23 protein-coding genes are annotated in these 25,608 nt (G+C 31.2%); 12 read left to right on the forward strand and 11 right to left on the reverse strand.

What is annotated here, in order from left to right; all coding sequences use genetic code 11:
• The first annotated feature begins 39 nt into the window (after positions 1-39).
• From glmM to WA340_RS02365, 5 genes are all read left to right on the forward strand, one after another.
• Positions 40-1,428, forward strand: coding sequence for a phosphoglucosamine mutase (gene glmM, locus WA340_RS02345; protein ID WP_336127121.1), 1,389 nt, complete (start codon positions 40-42; stop codon positions 1,426-1,428).
• Positions 1,429-1,455: 27 nt separating this feature from the next.
• Entirely contained in the window at positions 1,456-2,955 is a 1,500-nt protein-coding gene (locus tag WA340_RS02350) for an aminotransferase class V-fold PLP-dependent enzyme (RefSeq protein ID WP_336127122.1), read from the forward strand.
• Positions 2,956-2,964: 9 nt separating this feature from the next.
• Complete coding sequence (locus WA340_RS02355) at positions 2,965-3,801, forward strand: hypothetical protein (protein ID WP_336127123.1); 837 nt, start codon at positions 2,965-2,967, stop codon at positions 3,799-3,801.
• Positions 3,802-4,032: 231 nt separating this feature from the next.
• Positions 4,033-6,798 (forward strand): metalloprotease, encoded by a 2,766-nt coding sequence (locus tag WA340_RS02360; RefSeq protein ID WP_336127124.1) that lies wholly within the window; start codon positions 4,033-4,035, stop codon positions 6,796-6,798.
• Positions 6,799-6,983: 185 nt separating this feature from the next.
• A complete protein-coding gene (locus tag WA340_RS02365) occupies positions 6,984-9,395 on the forward strand; it encodes an alpha-ketoacid dehydrogenase subunit alpha/beta (protein ID WP_336127125.1) in 2,412 nt (803 codons plus the stop codon).
• Positions 9,396-9,466: 71 nt separating this feature from the next.
• Here the strand turns inward: WA340_RS02365 and WA340_RS02370 are convergent, their stop codons facing one another.
• On the reverse strand, positions 9,467-10,297 hold the full coding sequence (locus WA340_RS02370) for an alpha/beta fold hydrolase (RefSeq protein ID WP_336127126.1): 831 nt from the start codon (positions 10,295-10,297) through the stop codon (positions 9,467-9,469).
• Between the two features lie 147 nt (positions 10,298-10,444).
• Here WA340_RS02370 and WA340_RS02375 point away from each other — a divergent pair, with 147 nt between their 5' ends.
• Complete coding sequence (locus WA340_RS02375) at positions 10,445-10,711, forward strand: DUF202 domain-containing protein (RefSeq protein WP_336127127.1); 267 nt, start codon at positions 10,445-10,447, stop codon at positions 10,709-10,711.
• A complete protein-coding gene (locus WA340_RS02380; RefSeq protein ID WP_336127128.1) occupies positions 10,712-11,185 on the forward strand; it encodes a hypothetical protein in 474 nt (157 codons plus the stop codon).
• Between the two features lie 3 nt (positions 11,186-11,188).
• Here WA340_RS02380 and ygiD read toward each other — a convergent pair whose 3' ends face one another.
• Positions 11,189-12,076 carry a 4,5-DOPA dioxygenase extradiol gene (gene ygiD / locus WA340_RS02385; protein WP_336127129.1) on the reverse strand — a complete coding sequence of 296 codons (888 nt, stop codon included), beginning with the start codon at positions 12,074-12,076 and terminating at the stop codon, positions 11,189-11,191.
• 2 nt (positions 12,077-12,078) lie between these two features.
• Positions 12,079-12,945 (reverse strand): SDR family oxidoreductase, encoded by an 867-nt coding sequence (locus tag WA340_RS02390; protein WP_336127130.1) that lies wholly within the window; start codon positions 12,943-12,945, stop codon positions 12,079-12,081.
• Positions 12,946-13,063: 118 nt separating this feature from the next.
• Between WA340_RS02390 and WA340_RS02395 the strand changes: the two genes are divergently transcribed.
• Entirely contained in the window at positions 13,064-13,426 is a 363-nt protein-coding gene (locus WA340_RS02395; protein WP_336127131.1) for a winged helix-turn-helix transcriptional regulator, read from the forward strand.
• 51 nt (positions 13,427-13,477) lie between these two features.
• Here WA340_RS02395 and WA340_RS02400 read toward each other — a convergent pair whose 3' ends face one another.
• From WA340_RS02400 to holA, 4 genes are all read right to left on the reverse strand, one after another.
• Positions 13,478-14,038 carry a type 1 glutamine amidotransferase domain-containing protein gene (locus tag WA340_RS02400; protein ID WP_336127132.1) on the reverse strand — a complete coding sequence of 187 codons (561 nt, stop codon included), beginning with the start codon at positions 14,036-14,038 and terminating at the stop codon, positions 13,478-13,480.
• A 162-nt stretch (positions 14,039-14,200) separates the two neighbouring features.
• Entirely contained in the window at positions 14,201-14,566 is a 366-nt protein-coding gene (locus WA340_RS02405) for a cupin domain-containing protein (RefSeq protein ID WP_336127133.1), read from the reverse strand.
• A gap of 129 nt (positions 14,567-14,695) precedes the next feature.
• Entirely contained in the window at positions 14,696-15,001 is a 306-nt protein-coding gene (locus tag WA340_RS02410; protein WP_336127134.1) for a GIY-YIG nuclease family protein, read from the reverse strand.
• A 115-nt stretch (positions 15,002-15,116) separates the two neighbouring features.
• Positions 15,117-16,121: a DNA polymerase III subunit delta gene (gene holA, locus WA340_RS02415; RefSeq protein WP_336127135.1), complete on the reverse strand. Its 1,005-nt coding sequence runs from the start codon at positions 16,119-16,121 to the stop codon at positions 15,117-15,119.
• 96 nt (positions 16,122-16,217) lie between these two features.
• Between holA and WA340_RS02420 the strand changes: the two genes are divergently transcribed.
• From WA340_RS02420 to WA340_RS02430, 3 genes are all read left to right on the forward strand, one after another.
• On the forward strand, positions 16,218-16,664 hold the full coding sequence (locus tag WA340_RS02420) for a type I restriction enzyme HsdR N-terminal domain-containing protein (RefSeq protein ID WP_336070516.1): 447 nt from the start codon (positions 16,218-16,220) through the stop codon (positions 16,662-16,664).
• Positions 16,665-16,761: 97 nt separating this feature from the next.
• The gene (locus WA340_RS02425) at positions 16,762-17,751 is read left to right on the forward strand and encodes a glycosyltransferase family 2 protein (RefSeq protein WP_336127154.1); all 990 of its coding nucleotides are present in this window, start codon (positions 16,762-16,764) and stop codon (positions 17,749-17,751) included.
• A gap of 95 nt (positions 17,752-17,846) precedes the next feature.
• Entirely contained in the window at positions 17,847-18,710 is an 864-nt protein-coding gene (locus tag WA340_RS02430; RefSeq protein ID WP_027879754.1) for an OmpA/MotB family protein, read from the forward strand.
• Between the two features lie 59 nt (positions 18,711-18,769).
• Here WA340_RS02430 and WA340_RS02435 read toward each other — a convergent pair whose 3' ends face one another.
• From WA340_RS02435 to WA340_RS02450, 4 genes are all read right to left on the reverse strand, one after another.
• Positions 18,770-19,114: a VOC family protein gene (locus WA340_RS02435; protein WP_336127136.1), complete on the reverse strand. Its 345-nt coding sequence runs from the start codon at positions 19,112-19,114 to the stop codon at positions 18,770-18,772.
• A 144-nt stretch (positions 19,115-19,258) separates the two neighbouring features.
• Positions 19,259-19,879 (reverse strand): L-threonylcarbamoyladenylate synthase, encoded by a 621-nt coding sequence (locus tag WA340_RS02440; RefSeq protein WP_304145391.1) that lies wholly within the window; start codon positions 19,877-19,879, stop codon positions 19,259-19,261.
• An 88-nt stretch (positions 19,880-19,967) separates the two neighbouring features.
• Positions 19,968-22,307 carry an ATP-dependent helicase gene (locus WA340_RS02445; RefSeq protein WP_336127137.1) on the reverse strand — a complete coding sequence of 780 codons (2,340 nt, stop codon included), beginning with the start codon at positions 22,305-22,307 and terminating at the stop codon, positions 19,968-19,970.
• Positions 22,308-22,382: 75 nt separating this feature from the next.
• Positions 22,383-23,933, reverse strand: coding sequence for a hypothetical protein (locus WA340_RS02450; RefSeq protein WP_336127138.1), 1,551 nt, complete (start codon positions 23,931-23,933; stop codon positions 22,383-22,385).
• Positions 23,934-24,046: 113 nt separating this feature from the next.
• Here WA340_RS02450 and WA340_RS02455 point away from each other — a divergent pair, with 113 nt between their 5' ends.
• Positions 24,047-25,600, forward strand: coding sequence for an FMN-binding glutamate synthase family protein (locus tag WA340_RS02455; RefSeq protein WP_336127139.1), 1,554 nt, complete (start codon positions 24,047-24,049; stop codon positions 25,598-25,600).
• Positions 25,601-25,608: the final 8 nt, after the last annotated feature.

The following is a 25,608-nucleotide window of genomic DNA, read 5'->3' on the forward strand; positions in this document are numbered from 1 at the left end:
TACACTTTTAAAATCAACAAAACAAAGATAACGAACATAATGACACTTATAAAATCTATATCAGGAATTAGAGGAACCATTGGCGGTAACGTTGGAGACAACTTAACACCAATTGATGCAGTAAAATTTGCTTCGGCTTACGGTACGTGGCTAAAACAACAACGCGATAAAAAAGATTATAAAGTTGTAGTTGGTCGCGATGCGCGTTTGTCGGGCGATATGATTCAAAATTTAGTAATGAATACACTTGTAGGTTTAGGTATTAATGTGGTTGATTTAGGGTTATCAACAACACCAACAGTAGAACTTGCTGTACCAATGGAACACGCAGATGGCGGCATTATTTTAACTGCAAGTCATAACCCAAAACAATGGAATGCTCTAAAGTTGCTTAACGCGAAAGGTGAATTTTTAAATGGTAAAGAAGGCCAAAAAATATTAGAAATTGCCGAGTCTGATAACATGACGTTTGCAGAAGTTGATGATTTAGGTGAAATTACTAAAAACGACGCTTACTTTGATTTACATGTTGAGGAAGTGTTGGCTTTAGATTTAGTGAATAAAAAAGCAATAGAAGACGCTAATTTTAAGGTTGTTGTTGATGGTGTAAATAGTACTGGCGGTATTGCTATTCCTTTACTTTTAGAACATTTAGGTGTAGAAACCGTTAAATTATATTGTGATCCAACAGGTCATTTTCCGCATAACCCAGAACCTTTAAAGGAACATTTAGGCGATTTAAGTGATGCTGTAAAAAAACATAATGCAGACTTTGGTATTGTTGTAGATCCAGACGTAGATCGTTTAGCGTTTATGGATGAAAACGGAAATATGTTTGGCGAAGAGTATACGCTTGTAGCTTGTGCCGATTGGGTTTTAAGCCAAACACCTGGTAATACGGTTAGTAACATGAGCTCGACTAGAGCTTTAAGAGATGTTACTAAAAAGCATGGTGGAACTTATGAAGCTTCTGCTGTTGGAGAAGTAAATGTGGTTGAATTAATGAAGAAAAACAACGCCGTTATTGGTGGCGAAGGTAATGGCGGAATTATTTATCCTGCTTCTCATTACGGTCGTGATGCTTTGGTTGGAGTAGCTTTATTTTTAAGTCTTTTAGCTGATAAAAAAATGAGTGTTAGCGAACTTAGAAAAACTTACACTAGCTACTTTATGAGTAAGAAAAAGATAGAATTAACGCCTACTTTAGATGTTGATGCTATTTTAAAAGCAATGGAAGATAAATACAGTAATGAAAATTTAACTACTATTGATGGTGTAAAAATTGACTTTGCTGAAAGTTGGGCTCATCTAAGAAAAAGTAACACAGAACCCATTATTAGAATATATACCGAAGCTAAATCTCAAGAAGCAGCAGATACTTTGGCAGAAAAAATCATTTCAGAAATTAAAGAAATTGCTAATATTTAGTATATTATAGCTTAAAATTTTCAGGTTATGTACACAACAAACGCTAAAAGAACCGAAACTTCTAAACTAGAAACTTATTTCTCTCAGTTTAGAAAACATATTATAGGAATAGACCAAGAATTTGAATCACCTTACGGAAAACAAAAAATGGTTTATACAGATTGGACAGCTTCTGGTAGATTGTACAGACCAATCGAAGAAAAGATAATCAACAATTTTGGACCTTTTGTAGCTAATACACATACGGAAACCACTGTATCTGGTACCGCAATGACTAATGCTTATCATAAAGCAAGACAAATCATTAAGGGACATGTAAACAGTAATAAAGATGATGTTTTAATTGTTGCTGGAAATGGTATGACAAGCGTTGTCAATAAGTTTCAACGTATTTTAGGACTAAAAGTCCCTGAAAATTTAAGCAAATACACTAAAATACCAAACGAGATAAGACCTGTTGTGTTTGTTACACATATGGAACATCACTCTAACCAAACTTCATGGTTAGAAACTATGGCAAAAGTTGAAGTTATTCCTGCAGGAAAAGACGGTTTATTCTGCATGAAAAACCTTGAAATTTTACTTGAACAATACAAAGACTGTCCATTAAAAATCGCTTCTGTAACTGCCGCATCTAACGTTACTGGTTTAAAAACACCTTATCACCAAATTGCTAAAACAATGCATCAACATGGTGGTGTTTGTTTTGTAGATTTTGCGTGTGCTGCACCTTATGTAGATATTAATATGCATCCAGAAGATGAAGACGCTTATTTAGACGCTGTATTTTTCTCTCCTCATAAATTTTTAGGCGGACCAGGTACGTCTGGTGTTTTGGTTTTCAATAAAAAACTATACAAAAATATGATTCCCGATTGTCCTGGTGGCGGTACCGTAAGCTGGACAAATCCTTGGGGAGAACACAAATATATTGATAGTATCGAAGACCGTGAAGATGGCGGTACACCAGGTTTTTTACAAACTATTAAAACGGCTTTAGCTATAAAGCTAAAAGACCAAATGGGTGTAAAAAATATTTTAGATAGAGAACACGAAATGTCACATCATATCTTTAAAAGTTTAAAAAACATTGAAAATTTACATGTTTTAGCTGCAGAGCATGAAGATAGATTAGGCGTGTTTTCATTCTATATTGAAGATTTACACTTCAATTTAGGTGTAAAATTATTAAATGACAAATTTGGAATACAAACACGTGGTGGATGCAGTTGTGCTGGTACTTACGGTCATTACTTATTACACGTAGACAAAGAAAAATCTCATTCTTTAACTTGTGAAATTACAGCTGGTGACTTATCTCAAAAACCAGGTTGGATACGTATGTCTATTCACCCAACAACCACTTGTACTGAAGTAGATTATGTATGCGAAAGCATAGAAGCTTTAGCCAAAAACCACAAAGAATGGGCTAAAGACTATGAATACAACAAAGCAAATAACGAGTTTATTCATAAAACATACATACCAAAGCAAACAACTAAAGTTTCAGATTGGTTTGAATTATAATACTTTAAAATGAAGTCTATTTATCTGTTATTTTCGGCTTTAGTATTATTTACTTCTTGTGCTAAAAAAACACTTTTATCAGAATATAAGGAAGAAATATCCGCACTAAAAACAGATCAGGAGATAGAAGACTATTGGAAAGATCTTTTAGACCAAGATCAGAACGCACTTTATAAAGATAATTACATAACCAAACAACACGATTCTTTAACCATTACGCACATGATGAAGTCTGCGTTAATGATTGAAATTCATGGCTTAGAACACTATCTTCCTAATAATAGTGTTGTAGAAATGCACCACATTCATAATTGTTTTGGACCTTCACAGATTGCCTATTGGCCAATTATAAAAACTTGCGCTAATGCAAGAGGTAATCAAAAGTTAATTCAATATCCAGCTTATCAGTTAGAAGGGATTTCATTAACATTTTATAACTACTCTGTTTATGGCGAAAGCAATAAACATCAATCATTACTAGAAAAACTAAATAAGATAAATAGTAACACCATAAGTAAAGACTTATATGAAGCTTTTATATACCAACTTAAACTTCAAAAGCTTAAAGAAACTGAAGTTATAGGCAAATGGCAACTTCAATCTTTTAAAACTAAGAAAGAAGATGGTTATTTTGAATTTGTAAAAATGAACGATAATAATTTGTATTATAGAAAACATAAAAAAATTCAAAAATTAAAGCTTGTAAAGACTTCTAACAACATTAAATATTACAGAGTTGAAAAAGAACCTTTTGGTTGGCAATTTGTTTTAGATCATAATGGTCAATTATCATTAAATGATGAAACCAATAGTGTATTAATTTCGTATTCTATATACAAGGACTAGAGAAAATCTCTAAAACAAACATTTTCAATCAATTAAAACAATATTGATTTTCTTTCGTTATAATTTTTAAAAAAAATTGTTGTTCGCTGTACATTTTTAAATTTGAAAACATTATTTTCAAGAAAAAAGTATTGCTATAACTTTTAAAAGCTATTAAAAAGAAAATTGAAATTTAAATACACTCTCATCATAATTTGCCTGTTTTCCATTTCGGCGCTAAGCCAAAATAAAATGGACATTAATGCTGTGTTTGACACAAACAATCACAGTATTGCAATCACTCAAAACATTACTTATTATAATAATTCTAACAAGGTTTTAGATACTATTTATCTTAACGATTGGAGTCATAGTTACTCTTCCAAAACATCTCCTTTAGCCGAACGTTTTGCAGACGAGTTTAAAACCGTTTTTCACTTTGCTAAAAACGAAGATAGAGGTTACACTGCCATAACAAGTATAAATCAGGATAATAATGCCTTATTTTTTGACCGTTTAGATAAGAAACATATAGATGTCATTAAAGTTGCTTTAAAAGAGCCGTTACAACCTAAAAGCAGTTATAATTTAACTTTAAACTACATTGTGCAAATACCAAACAATAAATTTACGTGCTATGGTGTAACAGATAATGGTCAATATAATTTACGCTTTTGGTATATTACTCCTGCTATTTTTGATGGTAAATGGCATTATTACAGCAATAAAGATTTAGACGATTTATACTTACCAAAATCTGATGTTAATCTAACAATAACCTACCCGAAATCATTTACTCCTATATCTGAATTAAACACCTTAAAAAATACAACAAGAGGAGACAATGTTACTACTGTTTTGCAAGGAAAAGATGTTTTAACGACCAAGTTTTCTTTAGTTAAAAACAATGATTACAAAACTGTAGAAACAGACTTTTTTAACATCAAATCTAATATTGATACTGAAGATTTAGATCCTGCTGAAGTTGCTATTGTTACAGATAGAGTAACTCAATTTATTAATAAAAACTTGGGTGAGTATCCTCACGAAAAAATGTTATTAACCTGGATAGATTATAAAAAAGATCCAATTTACGGTCTTAACTTATTACCAGATTTTATAAGACCGTTTGACGATACATTTCAGTACGAACTAAAAATCTTAAAAACAGCACTAAGAAGCTACTTAGAAAACACATTGCTAATCAACCCAAGAAAAGATCAATGGATTTTGGATGGCATTCAGATTTACTATTTAATGAAATATGTAGAAGAAAACTATCCAAATCAAAAAATACTTGGTAAGCTAGCTAATATTTGGGGCGTACGTGCTTTTCATGCATCAGATTTAGAGTTTAATGACCAGTATCCATTTTTATACATGCACATGGCACGTACCAATCTAGATCAACCACTAGATATGCCTAAAGACAGCTTACTTAAGTTTAATAAAAATATATCTAATAAATACAAAGCAGCTGTTGGACTTAATTATTTAGATGACTATATAGGAAATAAAACCATTGAAAATAGTATTTCTGAGTTTGTGAAAACTAGAAAAATGAAACCAATTTCTGCTTTAGATTTCGAGAATTTTATTAGAAATAAGACTAACAAAAATTTAGATTGGTTTTTTGAAGATTATGTCTCTACAAGTAAAAAAATAGATTATCGTATAAAAAGAGTTAAAAAAACTGAAGACTCTTTAGAAATTACAATAAAAAACATTCGTGACAACACAATGCCAATTGCCTTGTTTAAACTAAAAAATGATACGGTAATTTCTAAACAATGGATTGAAGGTTTTAAAGGCACAAAAAAAATAAAAGTAGAAAAAACTGAAGCTGATCAATTAGCTTTAAACTATGATAATGTTGCGCCAGAATTTAATCAACGTAATAATTTTAAAAAACTTGATGGTTTTTTCTTAACCAATAAACCATTACAGTTTAGACTATTTAAAGATATAGAAGACCCAAATTATAGCCAAGTCTTTTTTATGCCAGAGTTTGAGTATAATTTTTATGATGGTCTTTCACCTGGATTAAAACTTTATAACAAAACATTATTAAGCAAAAGACTTAATTACAAAATAAGCCCAAAGTTTGGTATAAAAAGTAAACAATTAGTCGGTAGTGCATCTGTATCGTATTCTGCAAGACCAGAAAACTCTAATAATTTTAGAACACGTTATGGTATATCTGGTAATTACTACAATTATGCACCAAATTTATCATATACAAGCTTTACTCCTTATATAGATTTTATATTTAGAGACCATAAAAACTTAAGAGATAATAAAAGAGAATATCTAAATTTTAGATATGTTAATATTGACCGAGAAGTTGATCCAACAGGCGAATTTGAAACCGATGGAGAGCCAAAATATGGTGTTTTTAATGCTAGATATAATGTTAACGATAGAAATTTAAAAGAAACAAAATACTTCAACATAGACTTACAACTCTCTAAAGATTTTGGTAAAGCATCTACTACGTTAGAATTTAGAACACTTACCGAAAAAAACAATCAATTTAATTTAAGGGTTTTCTCTGGTATTTTCTTGTATAATCAAACTTATCAAGATTCTGACTTTTTTAGTTTTGCTTTAGACAGACCTACAGATTACCTATTTGATTATGATTATTTAGGACGTAGTGAAGAACAAGGCTTATTAAGCCAGCAGTTAATCATTGCAGAAGGTGGATTTAAATCAAAATTAGAGCAACCTTATGCCAATCAATGGATTACAACTGTAAACACAAGTGCTACAATATGGCGTTATATAATGGCTTATGGAGATGTTGGAGTTATAAAAAGCCAAAACTTAAGTCCTAAATTTGTTTACGATTCTGGTATACGACTAAACCTTGTAGAAGATTATTTTGAAATATACCTTCCTGTTTATTCTAATTTAGGTTGGGAAATTGGTCAACCAAACTACGACCAAAAAATACGTTTTATCGTCACACTTTCGCCTCAAACTTTATTAGGTTTATTTACAAGAAGATGGTATTAAAAAACTCTTATTTAGAGTTTTTGTTTATTAAAAAATTCTTAACCAAAATTGATATTTCTTTTAAATAATAAGAAATTAACAAAATTTTGTTTATTTAATTTAATTTTTCGTATTATTTTAAGATAATCACACATTGCAAAAATCAGATTTAATACCTATTTTTGCAAGTAACTTATTCCTATATTATGCAAGCAAAAACTAACACAAAAAAAGACCTTTCTTTTGAAGACTTTAAAACAGAAGTCCTTAACGATTATAAAGTAGCTGTAACCAGTAGAGAATGTAGCTTACTTGGTCGTAGAGAAGTGTTGACTGGTAAAGCAAAATTCGGGATTTTTGGTGACGGTAAAGAAGTACCTCAACTAGCATTAGCTAAAGCTTTTAAAAATGGTGATTTTAGATCTGGATACTATCGTGACCAAACATTTATGATGGCTATCGGAGAGCTAAACATAGAACAATTTTTTGCTGGTTTGTATGCCAATACAGATCTTAAAGAAGAGCCTATGAGTGCTGGTAGACAAATGGGTGGACATTTTACCACACATAGCTTAGATGAAAACGGAAACTGGAAAGATCTAACCAAACAAAAAAATTCAAGTTCAGATATCTCTCCTACTGCAGGACAAATGCCAAGATTATTAGGATTAGCACAAGCTTCTAAAATATACAGAAATGTAGACGGTATAGATGCTGCAAAATTTTCTAATAAAGGTAATGAAGTTGCTTGGGGAACCATTGGTAACGCAAGTACAAGTGAAGGTTTATTTTTTGAAACCATTAATGCTGCAGGAGTTTTACAAGTACCAATGGTAATTAGTGTTTGGGATGATGAATATGGAATTTCTGTTCATGCAAAACATCAAACTACAAAAGAAAATATATCTGAAATTTTAAAAGGATTTCAACGCGATAAAGACAATGAAGGTTATGAAATTTTACGCGTAAAAGGTTGGGATTACGTTAACCTAATCGAAACTTATGAAATGGCAGGAAAAATTGCAAGAGAAGAGCACGTTCCTGTCCTTATCCATGTACTAGAATTAACTCAACCTCAAGGTCACTCGACTTCAGGCTCTCATGAACGTTACAAATCTCAAGACCGTTTGTCTTGGGAAAGAGAACATGATTGCAACGTAAAAATGCGTGAATGGATGATTGCGCATAACATTGCAACAGAAGATGAGCTTGAAACCCTTGAAAAGAATATAAAAAAGCAAGTAAGAGATGGTAAAAAAGCAGCTTGGACAAGCTACTTAAAACCAATTCTTGAAGAAAAAACAGAAGTCATTTCATTATTAACACAATTAGCAACAACTAGTTCTAATAAAGTTCTTATTGAAAAACTTACTAACGAGCTTAAAGATATAAAAGAACCTAACCGTAAAGACGTCATTTCTTCAGCTAGAAAAGCTTTACGTTATGTAATATCTGAAGAAAGCAAAGCTAAGAACCAATTACTAAATTGGATAGAGAATTACTTTGCCAAAATTCAACCAAAATATAGCTCTGATCTTTTAAATGAAACAGAAACAGCTGCTATTCATGTAAAAGAAGTAAAACCAACTTACGATGATAATCCAGAGCAAGTAGATGGTCGTGTAGTAATACGTGATAATTTTGATGCTATTTTTAATAAATATCCTGAAACATTAATTTTTGGTGAAGATTCTGGTAATATTGGTGATGTAAACCAAGGTTTAGAAGGTTTACAAGAAAAATATGGCGAATTACGTGTAGCAGACGCTGGTATTAGAGAAGCAACAATTGTAGGGCAAGGTATTGGTATGGCTATGCGCGGTTTACGTCCTATTGCAGAAATTCAATATCTAGACTACATAATGTATGCGTTACAAATTATTAGTGACGATTTAGCTACAGTAAGATACAGAACAAAGTCTACACAAAAAGCACCTTTAATTGTACGTACTCGTGGACACAGATTAGAAGGTATTTGGCATTCTGGATCACAAATGGGTGGTATTTTAAACCTTGTTAGAGGTGTACATGTTTTAGTACCAAGAAATATGACTAAAGCAGCTGGTTTTTATAACACGTTATTAGAAAGTGATGAACCAGCAATAATTGTAGAATGTCTAAACGGATATCGTTTAAAAGAACCTATGCCAAATAATATAGGTGAATTTAAAACACCTTTAGGTGTTGTAGAAACTGTTAAAGAAGGAACCGATATTACACTAGTTTCTTATGGCTCTACACTTAGAATTGTTGAGCAAGCAGCTAAAGAGTTGCTAGAAGTTGGTATTGATGTAGAAATTATTGATGTACAATCTTTATTGCCTTTTGACTTAAATCAAGATATCGTAAAAAGTGTAGCAAAAACAAATCGCCTAATGGTTATTGATGAAGATATGCCAGGCGGAGCATCTGCATACATTTTAGATCAAATTATAAATAAACAAGGCGCTTTTAAATACTTAGATAGCGTACCAAAAACATTAACAGCAAAACCTCATAGACCAGCTTATGGTACAGATGGCGATTATTTTTCAAAACCATCTGTTGAAGATGTTTTTGAAGCTATTTATGATGTAATGCATGAGTCTAATCCTACTAATTTTCCTAAATTAAGGTAGGTAATTTTAAGTTTTAATTAAAAAAAGCGCATCTTTATAGGATGCGCTTTTTGTTTTAGAATATAGTAAGTTTATTCTTCTAAAAATTTAATTAAAAGATTATTCAATTCTTCTTTGTGCGTTATATTTAATCCATGAGGAGCATCTTTGATGATATGAAAAGTATTATTTACAATTCCTTTTGCTGCTTGTTTTGCAGAAGTTTCTATCGGTACAGTATTATCTGCATCTCCATGAATGATTAATGTTGGTACATCTACATTTTTTAATTCGTCTCTAAAGTCAGTATGCATCCATGCTTTGGCTGCTTCAATTGTACCACGTGGCGATGCATGAGACGCTACTATAAAGTCATAGTCTAATTGTGCTTGACTAATTTTATCTTTATTTTCTTCATAATTATAAAATCCTTTAGAGAATTCTTTTAAAAAACCTACACGGTCATTTTCTAAAGCGTCTTTGATTCCTAATAAATCCTTTTCTGGGACACCAGAAGGGTTATCATCTTTTTGTTTTACTAAAGGAATTATACTACTGATTAATGCAGCTTTTGCAATTTTATCAGTTCCGTAATCGGTACAGTACCTAACTACTTCTCCTCCACCCATAGAAAAACCAACAATAATCGCGTCTTCTAATTCTAATTGTTTGATAATTTCATTTAAATCGCTAGCTAAAGATGAATAGTCGTAACCATTCCATGGGAAAGAGCTAATACCAAATCCACGTCTATCATAAGATATACAACGGTAACCTGCTTCAACAATTTTCCAAACTTGATGTTCCCAAGATTTTCTGCTTAGTGGCCAACCATGAATTAAAATAACTGGTTGTCCTTCGCCATAGTCTTCATAAAAAACATCTACAATTTCTTCTGTATTTTTATTTGTAATAAAAGGCATAATTAAAATTTTAATTGGTTTACTTAAAGTTAAGTTTTTAAAGACTTTTTGATGTTAAACTAGTGATAAACTATTCTTTTAATATGTTAAAGCTTAAGAAAAAGAGTAATAATTATTTAATACCTTTAACCTAAATTATATTTAACAATGAGCATTACTAAAAACGATCTAACCACAAGAGATTGGCTTGCTATAGAACGTACTAAATTAGCAAACGAAAGAACTTTTTTAGCTTATTTTAGAACCTTTTTAGTCATTTTAGGTACCGGTATAACTATTTTAAAAATTGAACTTTTTGAAGACTTAAAAACCTTTGGAGTTGTTTTAATCGGCATTGCTCCTATTATATTATTAATTGGTATTTTTAGACTTTTTAGGGTTAAAAACACCATTAGAAAACACTATAAATTATAGATGAAATCTGCTACCGTTGCGAACATACGTAAAGAATTAAAACATAAATCTAACGATGAACTTGCCGAGCTTTGTTTACGTTTATCTAGATTTAAAAAAGAAAATAAAGAACTACTTACCTACTTACTTTTTGAAGCCGATTACGAAGCTGGTTATATTGAAACTATAAAAGCTGAAATTGATGAACAGTTTGACCAAATTAACACCAGTAGCTTTTTTTACATAAAGAAAAGCATTAGAAAAATATTACGTAATACAAAAAAGTACATCCGTTACTCGCTTAACAAAGAAACTGAAGTCGAGCTTCTTATATATTTCTGTAAGAAATTAAAAGCTATGACGCCTTCAATATCTAAAAACACGACTTTAACCAATCTTTACGACAGAAATATTATAGCAATTAAAAAGAAAGTAAAAAATCTACACGAAGATTTGCAGTATGATTATAATTTAAAGTTAGAAGACTTAGAATAAAATCTAACCAATTTTTACACTGGTCATAGATAAAGATCCTCCTAAATACTGATCGTTAAATAGTAGTTTTTCATCTTTATTGTCTGCCATAGCCATTACATAAATTAATGGTAAATAATGTTCTGGTGTTGGTATGGCTAGATTAAATGCTTGTGTTTGATTTTTATAATCTATTAACTGTTTATGGTTACTACTTAAAATCCATTCTTTCATTTTTGTATTAGCTTCTATTGCCCAATCATAACCATAATTATCATTAATTTTTGACCAGTCTAATCGTCTTAAGTTATGCACCATATTACCGCTTCCAACAATTAAAACACCTTTATCTCTTAATCGGTTTAACTGTTGTGCTAAATCAAAATGCTGTTGTCCGTTTAGTGTGTAATCTAAGCTTAACTGTATAACAGGCACATCTGCTTTTGGAAACATATGTTTTACTACTGTCCAAGCACCATGATCTAATCCCCATTGATGGTCTAAATGTACTGTATCTTCAGGTTGTACTATGGTAGAAATCTCCTTAGCTAATTCTGGATGTCCTGGTGCGGGATATTGTACTTCATAAAGCGCTTTAGGAAAACCTCCAAAGTCATGAATAGTCTTTGGAAACTCCATTGCTGTTACTTTTGTTCCTTTTGTTTCCCAATGTGCCGATATAACAACAATTGCGTTTGGTTTTTCTAATAATTCACCTTGTTTTTTAAACCCTTGAACAAATTGATTGTCTTCAATTCCGTTCATAGGCGAACCGTGTCCTAAAAAAAAGACAGGCATTCTTTTTGTGGATTTAAACGTACTAGATAATTTTTCTAAAGAATTTAAAGAGGTTACCATAGGTATTGCTGCGCTTGTTAAGCCTAAATTTATTATAAAATCTTTACGATTCATAGTTAACTATAAACCTCTATTAAATATTGTTTTACGGTTTTAGGTTTTCTTCCTAAAAATTGCTCTAAAGTATTATTTTCTAATTGTAATTCTCCTTTAGCTTGTGCTACAGAAAAAGATGTTAACATACCTATATACTCATCTGACACATTATTTTCTTTTAAAATAGTTTGATAAGTATCTGGTTTTGGTGATGTATAATTTACAGTTTCACCTTTAATATTTGATAATTGATTTGCAACATCTTGATACGTTAAAGCTTCATTATTCACTAACGGATAAGTTTGATTTTCATGTCCGCTTGTAGTTAATACGTGTGCTGCAGCTTCTGCTAACTCGGCTCTTAATACTGAGTTTGATTTACCATCTTCTGCAGGTAATAAAATACCATCATTTAAAACATTTTCTCCTAAAAACATTGGTAAAATATCTAAGTATAAACCGTTTTGTAAAATAGTGTAGTCTATACCGCTATCTTTTATCCATTGTTCTGTTTTTTGATGTGTGTCTTGTAAAAAACCAATTGCAGAATCTTTAGCATCTACATTTCTTATAAAAGAAGTGTAAGCAATAAAATCTACTCCTGCTTCTTTTGCAGCATTAACAACATTTTTATGTTGTGCTTCTCTAGTACCAATTTCGCTACCAGATACAAACAATAATTTATCAACGCCTTTAAAAGCTTCGACTAAACTACTATAATCATTATAATCTCCTATATTAATATTTACGCCTTTTTCTTTTAAAATATGAGCTTTTTCTTCAGACCTAACTAAAGCTGAAATATTTGAAGGCTCTACACCTTTTTCTAATAAAAAGTTTATTGCGTGTGTACCATATTCTCCGGTTGCTCCTGTAACTAATATCATTTTTTTGTGTTTTTAATTATTATTTGAAACAAAATTAATACTTTTGCTATACAAAGTATACTTAATACTAATAAAATATTAGTATACTTAAGTATAGTTGAATTTTAAATAACTAAAAATGAGCGGAGTAAAAGACATATCAACAGTTAAAGCTTGTCCAAGACAATTTGTTTTAGCGATTAATGATACTTTAAATGTATTAAGCGGAAAATGGAAATTACCCATAATAGCTACTTTACTTTACGGAAAATCAAGATTTAAAGACATACAAGAAAACATTGAAAAAATAACACCAAGAATGTTATCTAAAGAATTAAAAGATCTAGAAATGAACGGTGTTGTTAAACGTACTGTGTACGACTCTACTCCTATTTTAATCGAGTATTCTTTAACAAAATCTGGCGAAGATATTTTAAAAGTTTTAGACGCTATGGTAGATTGGGGTATTGCCCACAGAACAGAAACTTTATCTAACGTATAAAAAAAAGCGAACTTTCTAAGTTCGCTTTTCTTATTAAAAGATTTATGAGTATTATGCAGTTTGCATTTGATGCTTACCTTCGTAAACTTCTTCAATTAATTTACTGTTAAATGCTGGTAAATCGTTTGGGTTACGACTTGTCACTAATCCTTCGTCTACAACTACTTCACTGTCTTCCCACTTTGCTCCTGCATTTACTAAATCTCTTTTTATGGAATTAAAAGATGTAATTTTTCTTCCTTGTAAAACATCTGCTTCTGCTAATAACCATGGTGCATGACAAATAGCTCCTACTGGTTTTTTATTTGCAAAAAATGATTTTACAAATCGTATAGCATCTTCGTTACGTCTTAAAATATCTGGATTAATTACTCCTCCTGGTAACATTAGCGCATCATAATTTTCTTGAGATGCTTCATCAATGGTTTTATCTACTTCATATTCATTACTCCAATTTCCATCTTGCCATCCTTTAATTTTTCCTAAATTTTCTGATACAATATGTACATCTGCACCAGCTTCTTTTAAAGCATTCATTGGTTCTTTCAACTCGCTTTCTTCAAATCCATTGGTTGCTAAAATCGCAACTTTCTTTCTATCTAAATTTTCCATTTTTGATTGTTTTTTTGTGATTAATAATTCTTTTTCGGTATCTAAATTACTAAAAATGAATACTAAACAAGAAAATCAAAATTGGTTTAACCGGACTTTAATACTTAATGTTAAAGAATATGTTTATTGTGTTAAAAACAGAGTTAAATGTTAAATACTTTATTACTTAGGCTCTATAATTAAATAGACAGAAGTACTATCTCCTACATTTAATACCTCGTGCTGTGTTACTTTGGTTTTACTCCAAGTTGTTCCTGTAGGTACTTTAATAGTTTTTGTCCCCGAAGTATCTGTAATTTTAAAAGTGCCTCCTTTTAAGGTATAACCAAAATGTGGATTGTGATAATGTTTTTGATGCCCAACACCTGGTGGAAAGGTACACTTTAATATGCGTTGCTCTTTAGTATCTTGCAACAATTCGCATACTTTTTTACCGTTCCAACCTGCTTGTAAAGGATCTGGAAGTGTTTGAGTTGTTTTGCAAGAAATTAGTAAAACAAATAATGTAGAGAAGTAAATAAGTTTCATTTTAATAATCACTTTTTTTAATGATAATGCACTTCGACAAGCTCAGTGTGACAAATCTTTTCTATATAATAAAAAACCTCCTTTTGTCAGTCTGAGCTTGTCGAAGACTTTTTTATTACACTAAGATTTTTATTTAGGTTTCCCAAATTGTGTGTAATTTTTAGATAATTGTACTAAATCTTGCCAGTTTTCATTAATCAAAGCTTCTTTTTTTCTTCTTGACCAGCCTTTTATTTGTTTTTCAACTTTAATTGCGTCAATAGGATTGTCACATTTTAAATTCCAAACTAATTTAACAGGTAATCTACTTGCTGTATAACTATCTCTACTCCTTTTAGATTGATGTTCAGAAACTCTTTTCTCTATATCATTAGTTATTCCTGTATAATAAGAGTTATCAGAACAAAGCAATATGTAAACATAATAGAATTTCATTTTTTAATATTTGAGCTTCGACAGGCTCAGCGTGACAAATCATTTTCGCTTAAAAAACCAATTATCCAATGTCAGTCTGAGCTTGTCGAAGACCTTTACAGTATTTTTAAAGATATTAATTTAAAATCTTAACTAATAGTTCTTTTAGTAAATCACCTTGTGGTACCGCATTACTATTTACACCTTTGCTTTTTACATCAAACTCTCTAAGTAGAGCAACCACTTGACTTACTTTTCGCATTGGGAAGTTTCTTGCAGCATCCAAATATTCGTTTACAAAATATGGATTAACACGTAATGCACTTGACACACTACGCGGATTTCTATCTTTCATTCCGTGTAATTGTAATAACTGAGAAAAGAAATTAAAGAGCAAAGCAACCGTAACCACCATTGGATTATCCTTTGGGTTATCTGCAAAATATTGCACAATTTTAAAAGCTTTTACACTATCCTTTGCGCCTATTGCTTTTCTAAGCTCAAAATTGTTGTAATCTTTACTTATACCAATATTTTCCTCAATATGCTCTGGAGTAATTTGAGTGTTTTTTGGTAAAACTATTTGAAGTTTTTCAAGTTCATTATTAATTTTTCCTAAATCTGTACCCAAAAATTCAACTAACAGCTGAGATGCTTTTGGTGTAATCGTGTAGCCTTTAGGTGATAAGACACGTTTAATCCAATCTGGTACTTGGTTGTCGTATAATTTTTTACTCTCAAAAACAACTCCTGTCTTATTAATCGCCTTATAGACTGCTTTACGTTTATCTACTGTTTTGTATTTATAACAAAGCACCAAAACGGTTGATGGTTGAGGTTTTTTTGCATAATCATCCAACTTATCAAACGTACGCGATAAATCTTGCGCTTCTTTTACAATAACCACTTGGCGTTCTGCCATCATTGGAAAACGCTTAGCATTGCTAACAATATCTTCTACCGCAACATCACGACCATATAAAACCATTTGATTAAAACCTCGTTCTTCTTCTGTAAGAATGGTTTCTTCAATAAATTCTGAAATTTTATCAATGTAATAAGGCTCTTCACCCATTAACAGATAGATGGGTTTGATATTTCCGTTTTTAATGTCGGTTACCAGTTGTTTGACGTCATCCACAAGCTTAAAATTGCAAGTTTAAAATTCCAAAAAAATGACATGGAATTTGCTTTTTTATTATTGTACCTTAACTTTGAAATAAATTAAACAGCGTTAATGCTAGACCTCAATTTTCCAAAGTTTTCGTTTCGTTTCAAAAATAGCGAAAATAAAGTATCTATCTTTGATGTAATACGTAAAAAATTTATCGTTTTGCAACCCGAAGAATGGGTAAGACAGCATTGCGTTCATTATTTAATTGAAGTCAAAAATTATCCAATATCTTTAATTAACGTTGAAAAGGAGCTGAAAGTAAACGACTTAAAAAAGCGTTACGACATTGTTGTTTTTAACACCGACGGAAGCATTAAGCTGATTGTTGAATGTAAAGCGCCTAAGATTAAAATAAGCCAAGATACTTTTGATCAAATTGCGCGTTATAACCTAACGCTAAATGCCGACTATTTAATGGTTACCAATGGTATAAATCATTATTATTGCAAAATGGATTTTGAAGCTGAACATTATCAATTTTTAAGGGATATTCCGGAATATAATAGTTAATAACGTTGTCATGCAGAGCTTGTCGAAGCATCATTAAATGAGATTCTTCACTTCGTTCTGAATGACAAAAACAAATAAACACCTAAACAAATAACCAATATTGAAAATAGCAGTTGTCATATTAAATTGGAACGGAAAAAAGCTTCTAGAGCAGTTTTTGCCTTCTGTTATTGATTATTCTAAAGACGCCACAATTTATGTAGCAGATAATGCATCTACTGATAGTTCTGTTGCTTTTGTAAAAGATCTGTTTCCTAATGTAAAAATCATAGAAAACAAAATTAATGGTGGATACGCTAAAGGTTACAATGATGCATTACAGTTTGTAGATGAAGATATTTTCTGTCTTCTTAACAGCGACATTGAAGTCACACCAAATTGGCTTGACCCAATACTTGACACTTTTAACACTGAAACTGAAACAGCAATCATTCAGCCAAAAATTTTAGATTATAAAGACAAATCTAAATTTGAATATGCTGGCGCTGCTGGTGGTTTTATTGACAAGTATGGTTATCCTTTTTGTAGAGGTCGTATTTTTGACACTATAGAAGTTGACACTAATCAATATCAAAACAAAAACATTTTTTGGGCATCTGGCGCCTGCTTTTTTATAAGAAAAGAAGTTTTTAAACAATTAAATGGTTTTGATGAAAGCTTTTTTGCCCATCAAGAAGAAATTGATCTATGTTGGCGTGCATTTAATTTAAACTACAAAACAAAATATGTTTCAGAAAGCACTGTGTATCATGTTGGCGGTGCAACGTTAAGCGCAGCAAATCCTAAAAAAACGTATCTAAATTTTAGAAATAGTTTATTTACCTTAACCAAAAACGCCAAAGGAAATTTGTTTTTGATAATCTTAGTTAGATTAATTTTGGATGGTATTGCCGGATTAAGATTCTTATTACAACTAAAGTTTAATCATTTCTTAGCCGTTTTAAAAGCTCATTTTTCATTTTATGGCAAATTAAAAACACTTTTAAGGCAACGTAAAAACTTAACCCAACAAGCAGGATATTTCTCTATAAAATCTATAGTTTATCAATATTTCATTAAAAAGAGATCTACTTTTTCAAAACTTTAAATCTTTTAGCAAAAGTTTTGTTAAACCTAATTTTAACATTTTAAATATTTATACTTTTGGTGTGTATAAATTTAATTTTATTCAATCCATAAATTATGAAGAAACTAATATTATTTAGTGCAAGTGCACTACTGTTACTAAGCTCATGTGTATCTAAAAAAGAATACGCTGCATTAGAAGCAAAACATAAAGAAACACAAGATTTATTAAACACTGCTACAGTTAAACTAAACTCTTGTTTAGCAGATAAAGCTGCAGAGTTAGCAAGAGTTAAAGAGTTACAAGACCGTTTAGCCGATATGAAAGCTAATAACGAAGCTTTAATACAAAGCACTAAAGACATGACTGTTTTAACAACAAAAGGTGCAGAAAACTTAGAAAAATCTTTAGAAAGTTTAAAAGAAAAAGATTTAAAAATCTCAAGATTACAAGACGCGTTAACTAAAAAAGATAGTGTTACACTAGCTTTAGTAACAAGTTTAAAGAAAGAAGTTGGTCTTAATGACGAAGACATTGAAATAAATGTAGAAAAAAGCGTAGTATTTATTTCTTTATCTGATAAATTATTATTTAAAAGCGGAAGCTACAACATTACCGATCGTGCAAAAGAAATCTTAGGTAAAGTAGCAACAGTAATTAATGGTAAGCCAAACTTTGAAGCTATGGTAGAAGGTCATACAGACAATGTACCATACAGAAAAGGCGTATTGTTAGATAACTGGGACTTAAGTGTAAAACGTAGTACCTCTATCGTAAGAGCTTTACAAGAGTTAGGTGTTAAGCCAGAACAATTAATTGCTGCTGGACGTGGTGACCATTTACCTTTAGTACCAAATGATACTGCTGAAAACAGAGCGACTAACAGAAGAACAAAGATTTACATCTTACCAAAAATCGATCAGTTTTACAAAATGATTGAAGAAGAAATGAAGACATTATCTGAAGAAGAAGGTAACTAATTCAGAGGAAATAAATATGAAAAAGCTCAACTTTAAGTTGGGCTTTTTTTATGGAATTATCATTCACTCCAAATAGCTAGCTCATTACCCGAAGGATCTAAAAATTGAAAGCGCTTTCCGCCAGGAAAAGAAAATATATCTACAGAAATTGTCGCGCCTAATTGAATTAGTTTTGATTTAATACTTTCTAAATCGTTATGATACAAAACCACTAATGCACCATTTACAATTGGTTGATTTGTTTTTTCAAAACCACCATCTAGTCCGCTAGATTCAAAAGCAACATAACTATCGCCATAATCTGTAAATTGCCAACCAAAAGCATTGCTATAAAAGGTTTTTGTAGCTTCTAAATCTGTAGATTTAAACTCGACGTAATTAATATGATTGTTTGTTGGTTGCATTTTCTGTTTTAGTTTATTATCTACTTCTACTGAAGATAAAATATATTGAAATTACTTCTCGATACAATTTACTCACATTTCGTAAATCACTCGAAGTGACATTTATAATACAGATAGCGTCGCAAAGCTTTTCTTATTAAAGAACTAAAAAATCTCTAAACTACCTTTACCTTCTCTAACAATTAAAGGTTCTTCTTTAGATAAATCTACAACTGTAGATGCTTGATTATCTCCGTAACCACCATCAATAACTAAATCTACAAGATTGTCCCATTTTTCTAGAATTAATTCTGGATCTGTTGTGTATTCTATGATTTCGTCTTCATCTCTAATAGATGTTGAGACAATAGGGTTACCTAAAAGTTTTACAATTTCTAAAGCAATATTGTTATTAGGCACACGTATACCAACTTCTTTTTTCTTTTTAAATGCAGCTGGTAAGGTTTTAGAACCTGGTAAAATAAATGTGTATGGTCCTGGTAAAGCACGTTTTAAAATTTTAAAGGTTTTAGTATCTATTTGCTTAACATAATCTGATAGATTACTTAAGTCGTGACAAATAAATGAGAAGTTTGCTTTATCCAATTTTACGCCTTTTATACGTGCGATTTTTTCTAGTGCTTTTGTATTTGTGATATCACATCCTAAACCATAAACAGTATCTGTTGGATATATTATTAAACCTCCTTTTTTTAATACCTCTACTACTTGCTTAATCGCTTTCGGGTTTGGGTTTTCTTCGTATATTCTAATAAAATCTGCCATTTATACTTTAGTTTAAAGTTAGATAGTTCTTAATTTAAAGTTTAAAAATTGCCTACTGCCTACTGCCTACTGCCTACTGCCTACTAATTTACCCTATTACATCTAATTTTGCAAAACGTAACAACAGCTTTTTAACGCCTGCAACTTCAAATTTAATTTCTGCTTTGGTATCGGTTCCTTTTCCTTCTATTTTTAAGACTTCTCCTTTTCCAAATCGCATATGACTTACAATATTACCAACAGCTAAATTACCATCAAATAAGTTGGTACTTGGCACATCGTTTTTACCTAAAGCATCTACTTTTTTAAGGTTTTTAGGTGTTGATGGTGTAAACTTTTCCGGCGCTTTCTTTTCTTTCTTTTTAAACTTAGGTTGAATTGGCTTTTTAAACCTAACCTTATTTGGTTCTACATCTCCAAAGATGTCTGCAGATAACATTGGATTGATACGTCTTTCTTCTTTTGGCGTAATATTTTCTATAAACTGATCGTCTATTTCTTCTATAAACCTACTTGGTTCTGAATCTACTAATTTTCCCCAACGGTAACGTGATAAAGCATACGTTAAATAGGCTTGTTTTTCGGCTCTGGTTAAAGCTACGTAAAACAGTCTTCGTTCCTCTTCCAGCTCGCTACGCGTATTCATGCTCATAGCACTTGGGAATAAATCTTCTTCTAAACCTACTACAAATACATTATTAAATTCTAGTCCTTTTGCAAGGTGAATGGTCATTAATGCTACCACATCATCATCTCCTTTTTCGTTATCTAAATCTGTAGCTAATGCAACATCTTCTAAAAACTCGGCTAAATCACCTTTGGCATCTGCTAATTCTTGCTGTCCTTCAACAAAATCTTTAATACCGTTAAGCAATTCTTCAACGTTTTCTAGTCTTGTTACACCTTCTGGAGTTCCGTCTTTGTTAAACTCGCGCATTAGACCACTAGATTTTACAACGTGTTCTGCAAGTTCAAAAGCGGTAGCTGTTTGATTCATCACTTGGTAACTTTCAATTAAGGTTACAAAGTCGCGTAATTTATTTTTGGTACCTTTATTTATATTTACCTGAACTGTGTCAATTTCCTTTAAAATTTCCCAGATGGTTTTACCTAAACCGTTGGCTGCAACCACTAAACGATCTATTGTAGTTTGACCAATACCTCTTCCTGGATAATTGATAATTCGTTTTAAAGCTTCTTCATCTGAAGGGTTTAAAATCAAGCGTAAATAAGACAACACGTCTTTAATTTCTTTACGTTGATAAAAACTTAATCCGCCATAAATTCTGTACGGAATATTTCGTTTACGTAACGCGTCTTCCATTGCTCTAGACTGTGCATTGGTACGGTATAAGATGGCAAAATCGCTATTGTTAAGTTGTTGATTCATTTTGGTTTCCCAAATGGTACTTGCTACATAACGACCTTCGTCACCATCGGTTAAACTTCGATGCACTTTTACTTTTGGTCCTTCTTCATTAGCTGTCCAAACCACTTTATCTAACTTAGTTTGGTTATGGTCAATGACTGAATTTGCAGCGCCAACAATATTTTTTGTAGAACGATAATTTTGTTCTAATCGGTACAATTTTACATTATCATAATCGCGCTGGAAATTAAGAATGTTATTAATATTTGCACCACGAAAGGCATAAATACTCTGCGCATCATCACCAACTACACATATATTTTGAAAACGATCTGCCAATGCACGAACGATTAAATACTGACTATGGTTTGTATCCTGATACTCGTCTACCAAAATATATCTAAACTTGTCCTGATATTTTGCTAAAACGGTTGGGAAACGTGTTAAAAGCTCGTTGGTGCGCAATAGTAAATCGTCAAAATCCATTGCGCCAGCTTTAAAACAACGATCTACATATGCTTTATAAATATTTCCCATTTGTGGTCGCCTTGCCATAGCATCTGCTTCCATCAATTCTGGATTATTAAAGTATGCTTTTACAGTGATTAAACTGTTTTTGTAAGATGAAATTCTGCTGTAAACTTGTTTAGTTTTATACAGATCTTTATCTAAATTCATCTCTTTGATTATCGATCCTAAAAGTTTTTGAGAATCTTGCGTATCATAAATGGTGAAATTGCTTGGGAAACCTAAATGATGTCCTTCTACTCTTAAAATACGTGCAAAAACCGAGTGAAATGTACCCATCCAAAGATTTTTAGCTTCACTTTCGCCAACAATTTGAGCAATACGCTCTTTCATTTCACGTGCAGCTTTATTGGTAAATGTTAATGCTAAAATACTAAAGGAGTCTACACCTTTATGCATTAAGTAAGCTATACGATACGTTAATACTCTTGTTTTACCAGAACCTGCACCAGCAATAATAATCATTGGTCCATCTACTTGAATTGTTGGTTCTAATTGCGCGTCGTTAAGTTGAGAAAGATACTTTTCCAAGGGTAAAAATTTTTGTTGTAAAAATAACCATACCACTTGGTTTTACTAAAGGTTTTTATCAATAATTATAAACAATTACAGCATAGCTTCTTTAAGTCCTGCTCTTATATTAACCCATATAAAATTAAAAACCGATTTATGTTTAACACGTTGTATATTTTTAGCTGTTGCTTTTCTAAAATTATCTGATTGATCATTACTGTTATTTGATACAAATAGATTTATTAAACCTGACAAAAACTTATTTTTTTCTTCGCCATTTTCTTTTAAAACAATTATATCAAAATTTTCATATTTAGTTTTTAAATCAATATTTGAAACATCAGAATTTCCATTTATTGTAAAGTAAGTTTTCTGTAGTTGACCATCTAATCTTATATTTAAATTTGGCTCCATAAATTGGTTTAGTTGACTTGCATTTAAAACTCCTATATCTGCTTTAAAAACAAATTGATCTAATTGGTTATTAACGTCAAAATCCCAACTAACTTTTAAATTGGAATTATCCATAAATGTAGAGGTAACATCAATTTTTGTAGTACCCAAATTAGTAAAAGCATTGCCTAAATGACTAATGTTTGCGTTTAGATTGGTAAATTTTATTTGACCAGCAGGCTTATCTTGTTTCACCTTTTCTTCATAAGTGATAAAAGCATTTTTAATTTGTACATTTTTTACTTTTAAATCGAAATTTAAATCTCTTAATTGTTTACTGTACATAGGTTTTACAGACAAATCATCTGCTACTAACTTATCTCTATAAATGTTGAAATTTGGCTGCTTTATAATTACATTCTCTGTTGTAAAACTAAAAATACTGTCATTTTTAAAGTTTGTTGCAAAGTCATTGACTACAATCTCTTCAACATTTAAATCATAGTAATCACGTTCTACTTTTAAGTGTTTAGAAAGTTCTTGCTTTTCATATTTTGTTTTGATTTTTAAATCGGTAAACGTTGCGTTATTTTTATGGATTTCAATTTTGTTTACAGCCAAGTTTTCAAAATTGTTTAAGACATAAAATGTTTGATTAGCCGAAAAGTTAAAACTTTCAAACTTTAAAGGTATTTTAGTCTTTAAAGTTTCTTTGTTAAACCTAATTTTTGAGGTAGACAGATTTAACTGTTCTGATTTAAAAAGTACATCTTCTGTATTAGAATCAAAAATTTCAACATTGGCATTTTCTACAGAAAAAGATTCAATATGTATAGGAAATTTTACCTGACTTTTTATTTGAGTATTAAAATCTTCAGAAGATACTTGTTTGTTATAAAAGTGAGTGATTTTTGAAGATTTTACGTTTATATTTTCAATATCAATTGTATTGTTTTTCCAATAATTCCAATAACTAAAATCTTTAATAGATAATGTTTTAAATTCTAACTGCGTGTTTATTTTTTCGGTAGTTTTTCCTTTTATCGTAAGTAAAACTTCTTTAATCTTAAAATCGCCATTTAATAAGTCTAAATCTATCGATTTATATTGCAATTTAATGTGTTCTGGTAGATTAGACAGAGAGTTTTCAATTTTATTAAGAATACTGTTTTTAGCAATAAAATAACCAACAATCAATACGATTATTGATAAAATTACTATTAATCCGGTTTTTTTGGTTTTTGTGGCCATATACTAAAGATAATATTTAGAATATGTAACCTTTCAATTTTATAATTATATTAACTTAACAGAAATGTTAGCATTGTAATTTTACTATTTTTGAAAAAACAACTTACAAATTCATGGATACACTATTAAGTTTTCTTTCTAACATCTCTTGGTGGATGTGGATTATTATAGCGCTTGCTTTAATCGCTGTACGCGATATTATACAACGTAAACATACCATAAGTCACAACTTTCCTATTGTTGGACACATTAGATATATGTTAGAAAGTATTGGCCCAGAATTAAGGCAATATCTTGTTGCTAATAACCGAGAAGAGCTTCCTTTTAACCGTATTGAACGCGGTTGGGTTTATGCCTCTTCAAAAGGCGAAAATAACTACGAAGGTTTTGGTACTGATAGAGATATTTACGCACATCAGCACATTTTTATAAATAATGCAATGCTTCCTTATAAATTAGAAGACAATCATCCAAATAAAAAAGACAACCATTTTTTACCATGTGCAAAGGTTATGGGTCAATACAACAATCGTAAACGACCATACCGACCAGCATCTGTAATTAACGTATCTGCAATGAGTTTTGGCTCTTTATCTGCAAAAGCAATAGAATCTTTAAATAAAGGTGTAAAAATAGCTGGCGCATATCATAATACAGGTGAAGGTGGTTTATCACCATATCATAAACATGGTGGTGATGTTATATTTCATTTTGGCACAGGATATTTTGGCGTTAGAGATGATGATGGTAATTTTTCTATGGAAAAACTTAAAAAACTAGTCCAAGATAATCCGTTTATAAGAGCTATAGAAGTAAAACTATCACAGGGTGCAAAACCAGGAAAAGGTGGTGTTTTACCTGGCAGCAAAATCACTAAAGAAATATCTGAAATTAGACACGTACCAATGGGTAAAGATGTATTATCACCACCTAATCACTCTGCTTTTAATACAATACCTGAGTTAGTCGAATTTGTAGAAGCAATTGCACAAGAAACAGGATTACCTGTTGGTATAAAAGCTGCTATTGGTAAACTTGGACAATGGGAAGAACTTGCAGATTATATGAAAGCCAACAGTAAAGGTCCAGATTTTATTACAGTTGATGGTGGCGAAGGTGGTACTGGTGCTGCACCACCAAGTTTTGCAGATCACGTGTCTTTACCATGGGTTTATGCTTTTGGTGATTTATATAAATTATTTAAGGACAAAGGGTTAACAGAGCGTATCGTCTTTATTGGTAGTGGTAAATTAGGGTTTCCTGCTAAAGCAGCTATGGCGTTTGCAATGGGAGCAGACTGTATTAATGTAGCACGTGAAGCTATGATGAGCATTGGCTGTATACAAGCACAAGTTTGTCATACTAACCGTTGTCCTGCAGGTGTTGCAACACAAAACAAATGGCTACAACGTGGTATTGATGTACCTTTAAAAAGCGAACGTTTAGCACAATATTTTAACACGTTTAAAAAAGAATTTTTAGAAATTACTCATGCTGCAGGTTACGAACATCCTTGCCAGTTTAAAATGAATGATGTTGAAGTTAATGTAGACGACCATAACTTAAGTAAAGAACTTGACAGCACCTATAAATACCATAAAGTTGAAGTTCCTTTTAGTGGTATGCAGAGTTTAAAAGATTGTCCTCATTTAGGTGGAAAGGCGTAGTGTTTTTT

Source organism: Mesoflavibacter sp. CH_XMU1422-2 (genome assembly GCF_037029245.1).
In the GTDB taxonomy this organism is placed as follows: Bacteria; Bacteroidota; Bacteroidia; order Flavobacteriales; family Flavobacteriaceae; genus Mesoflavibacter; species Mesoflavibacter zeaxanthinifaciens.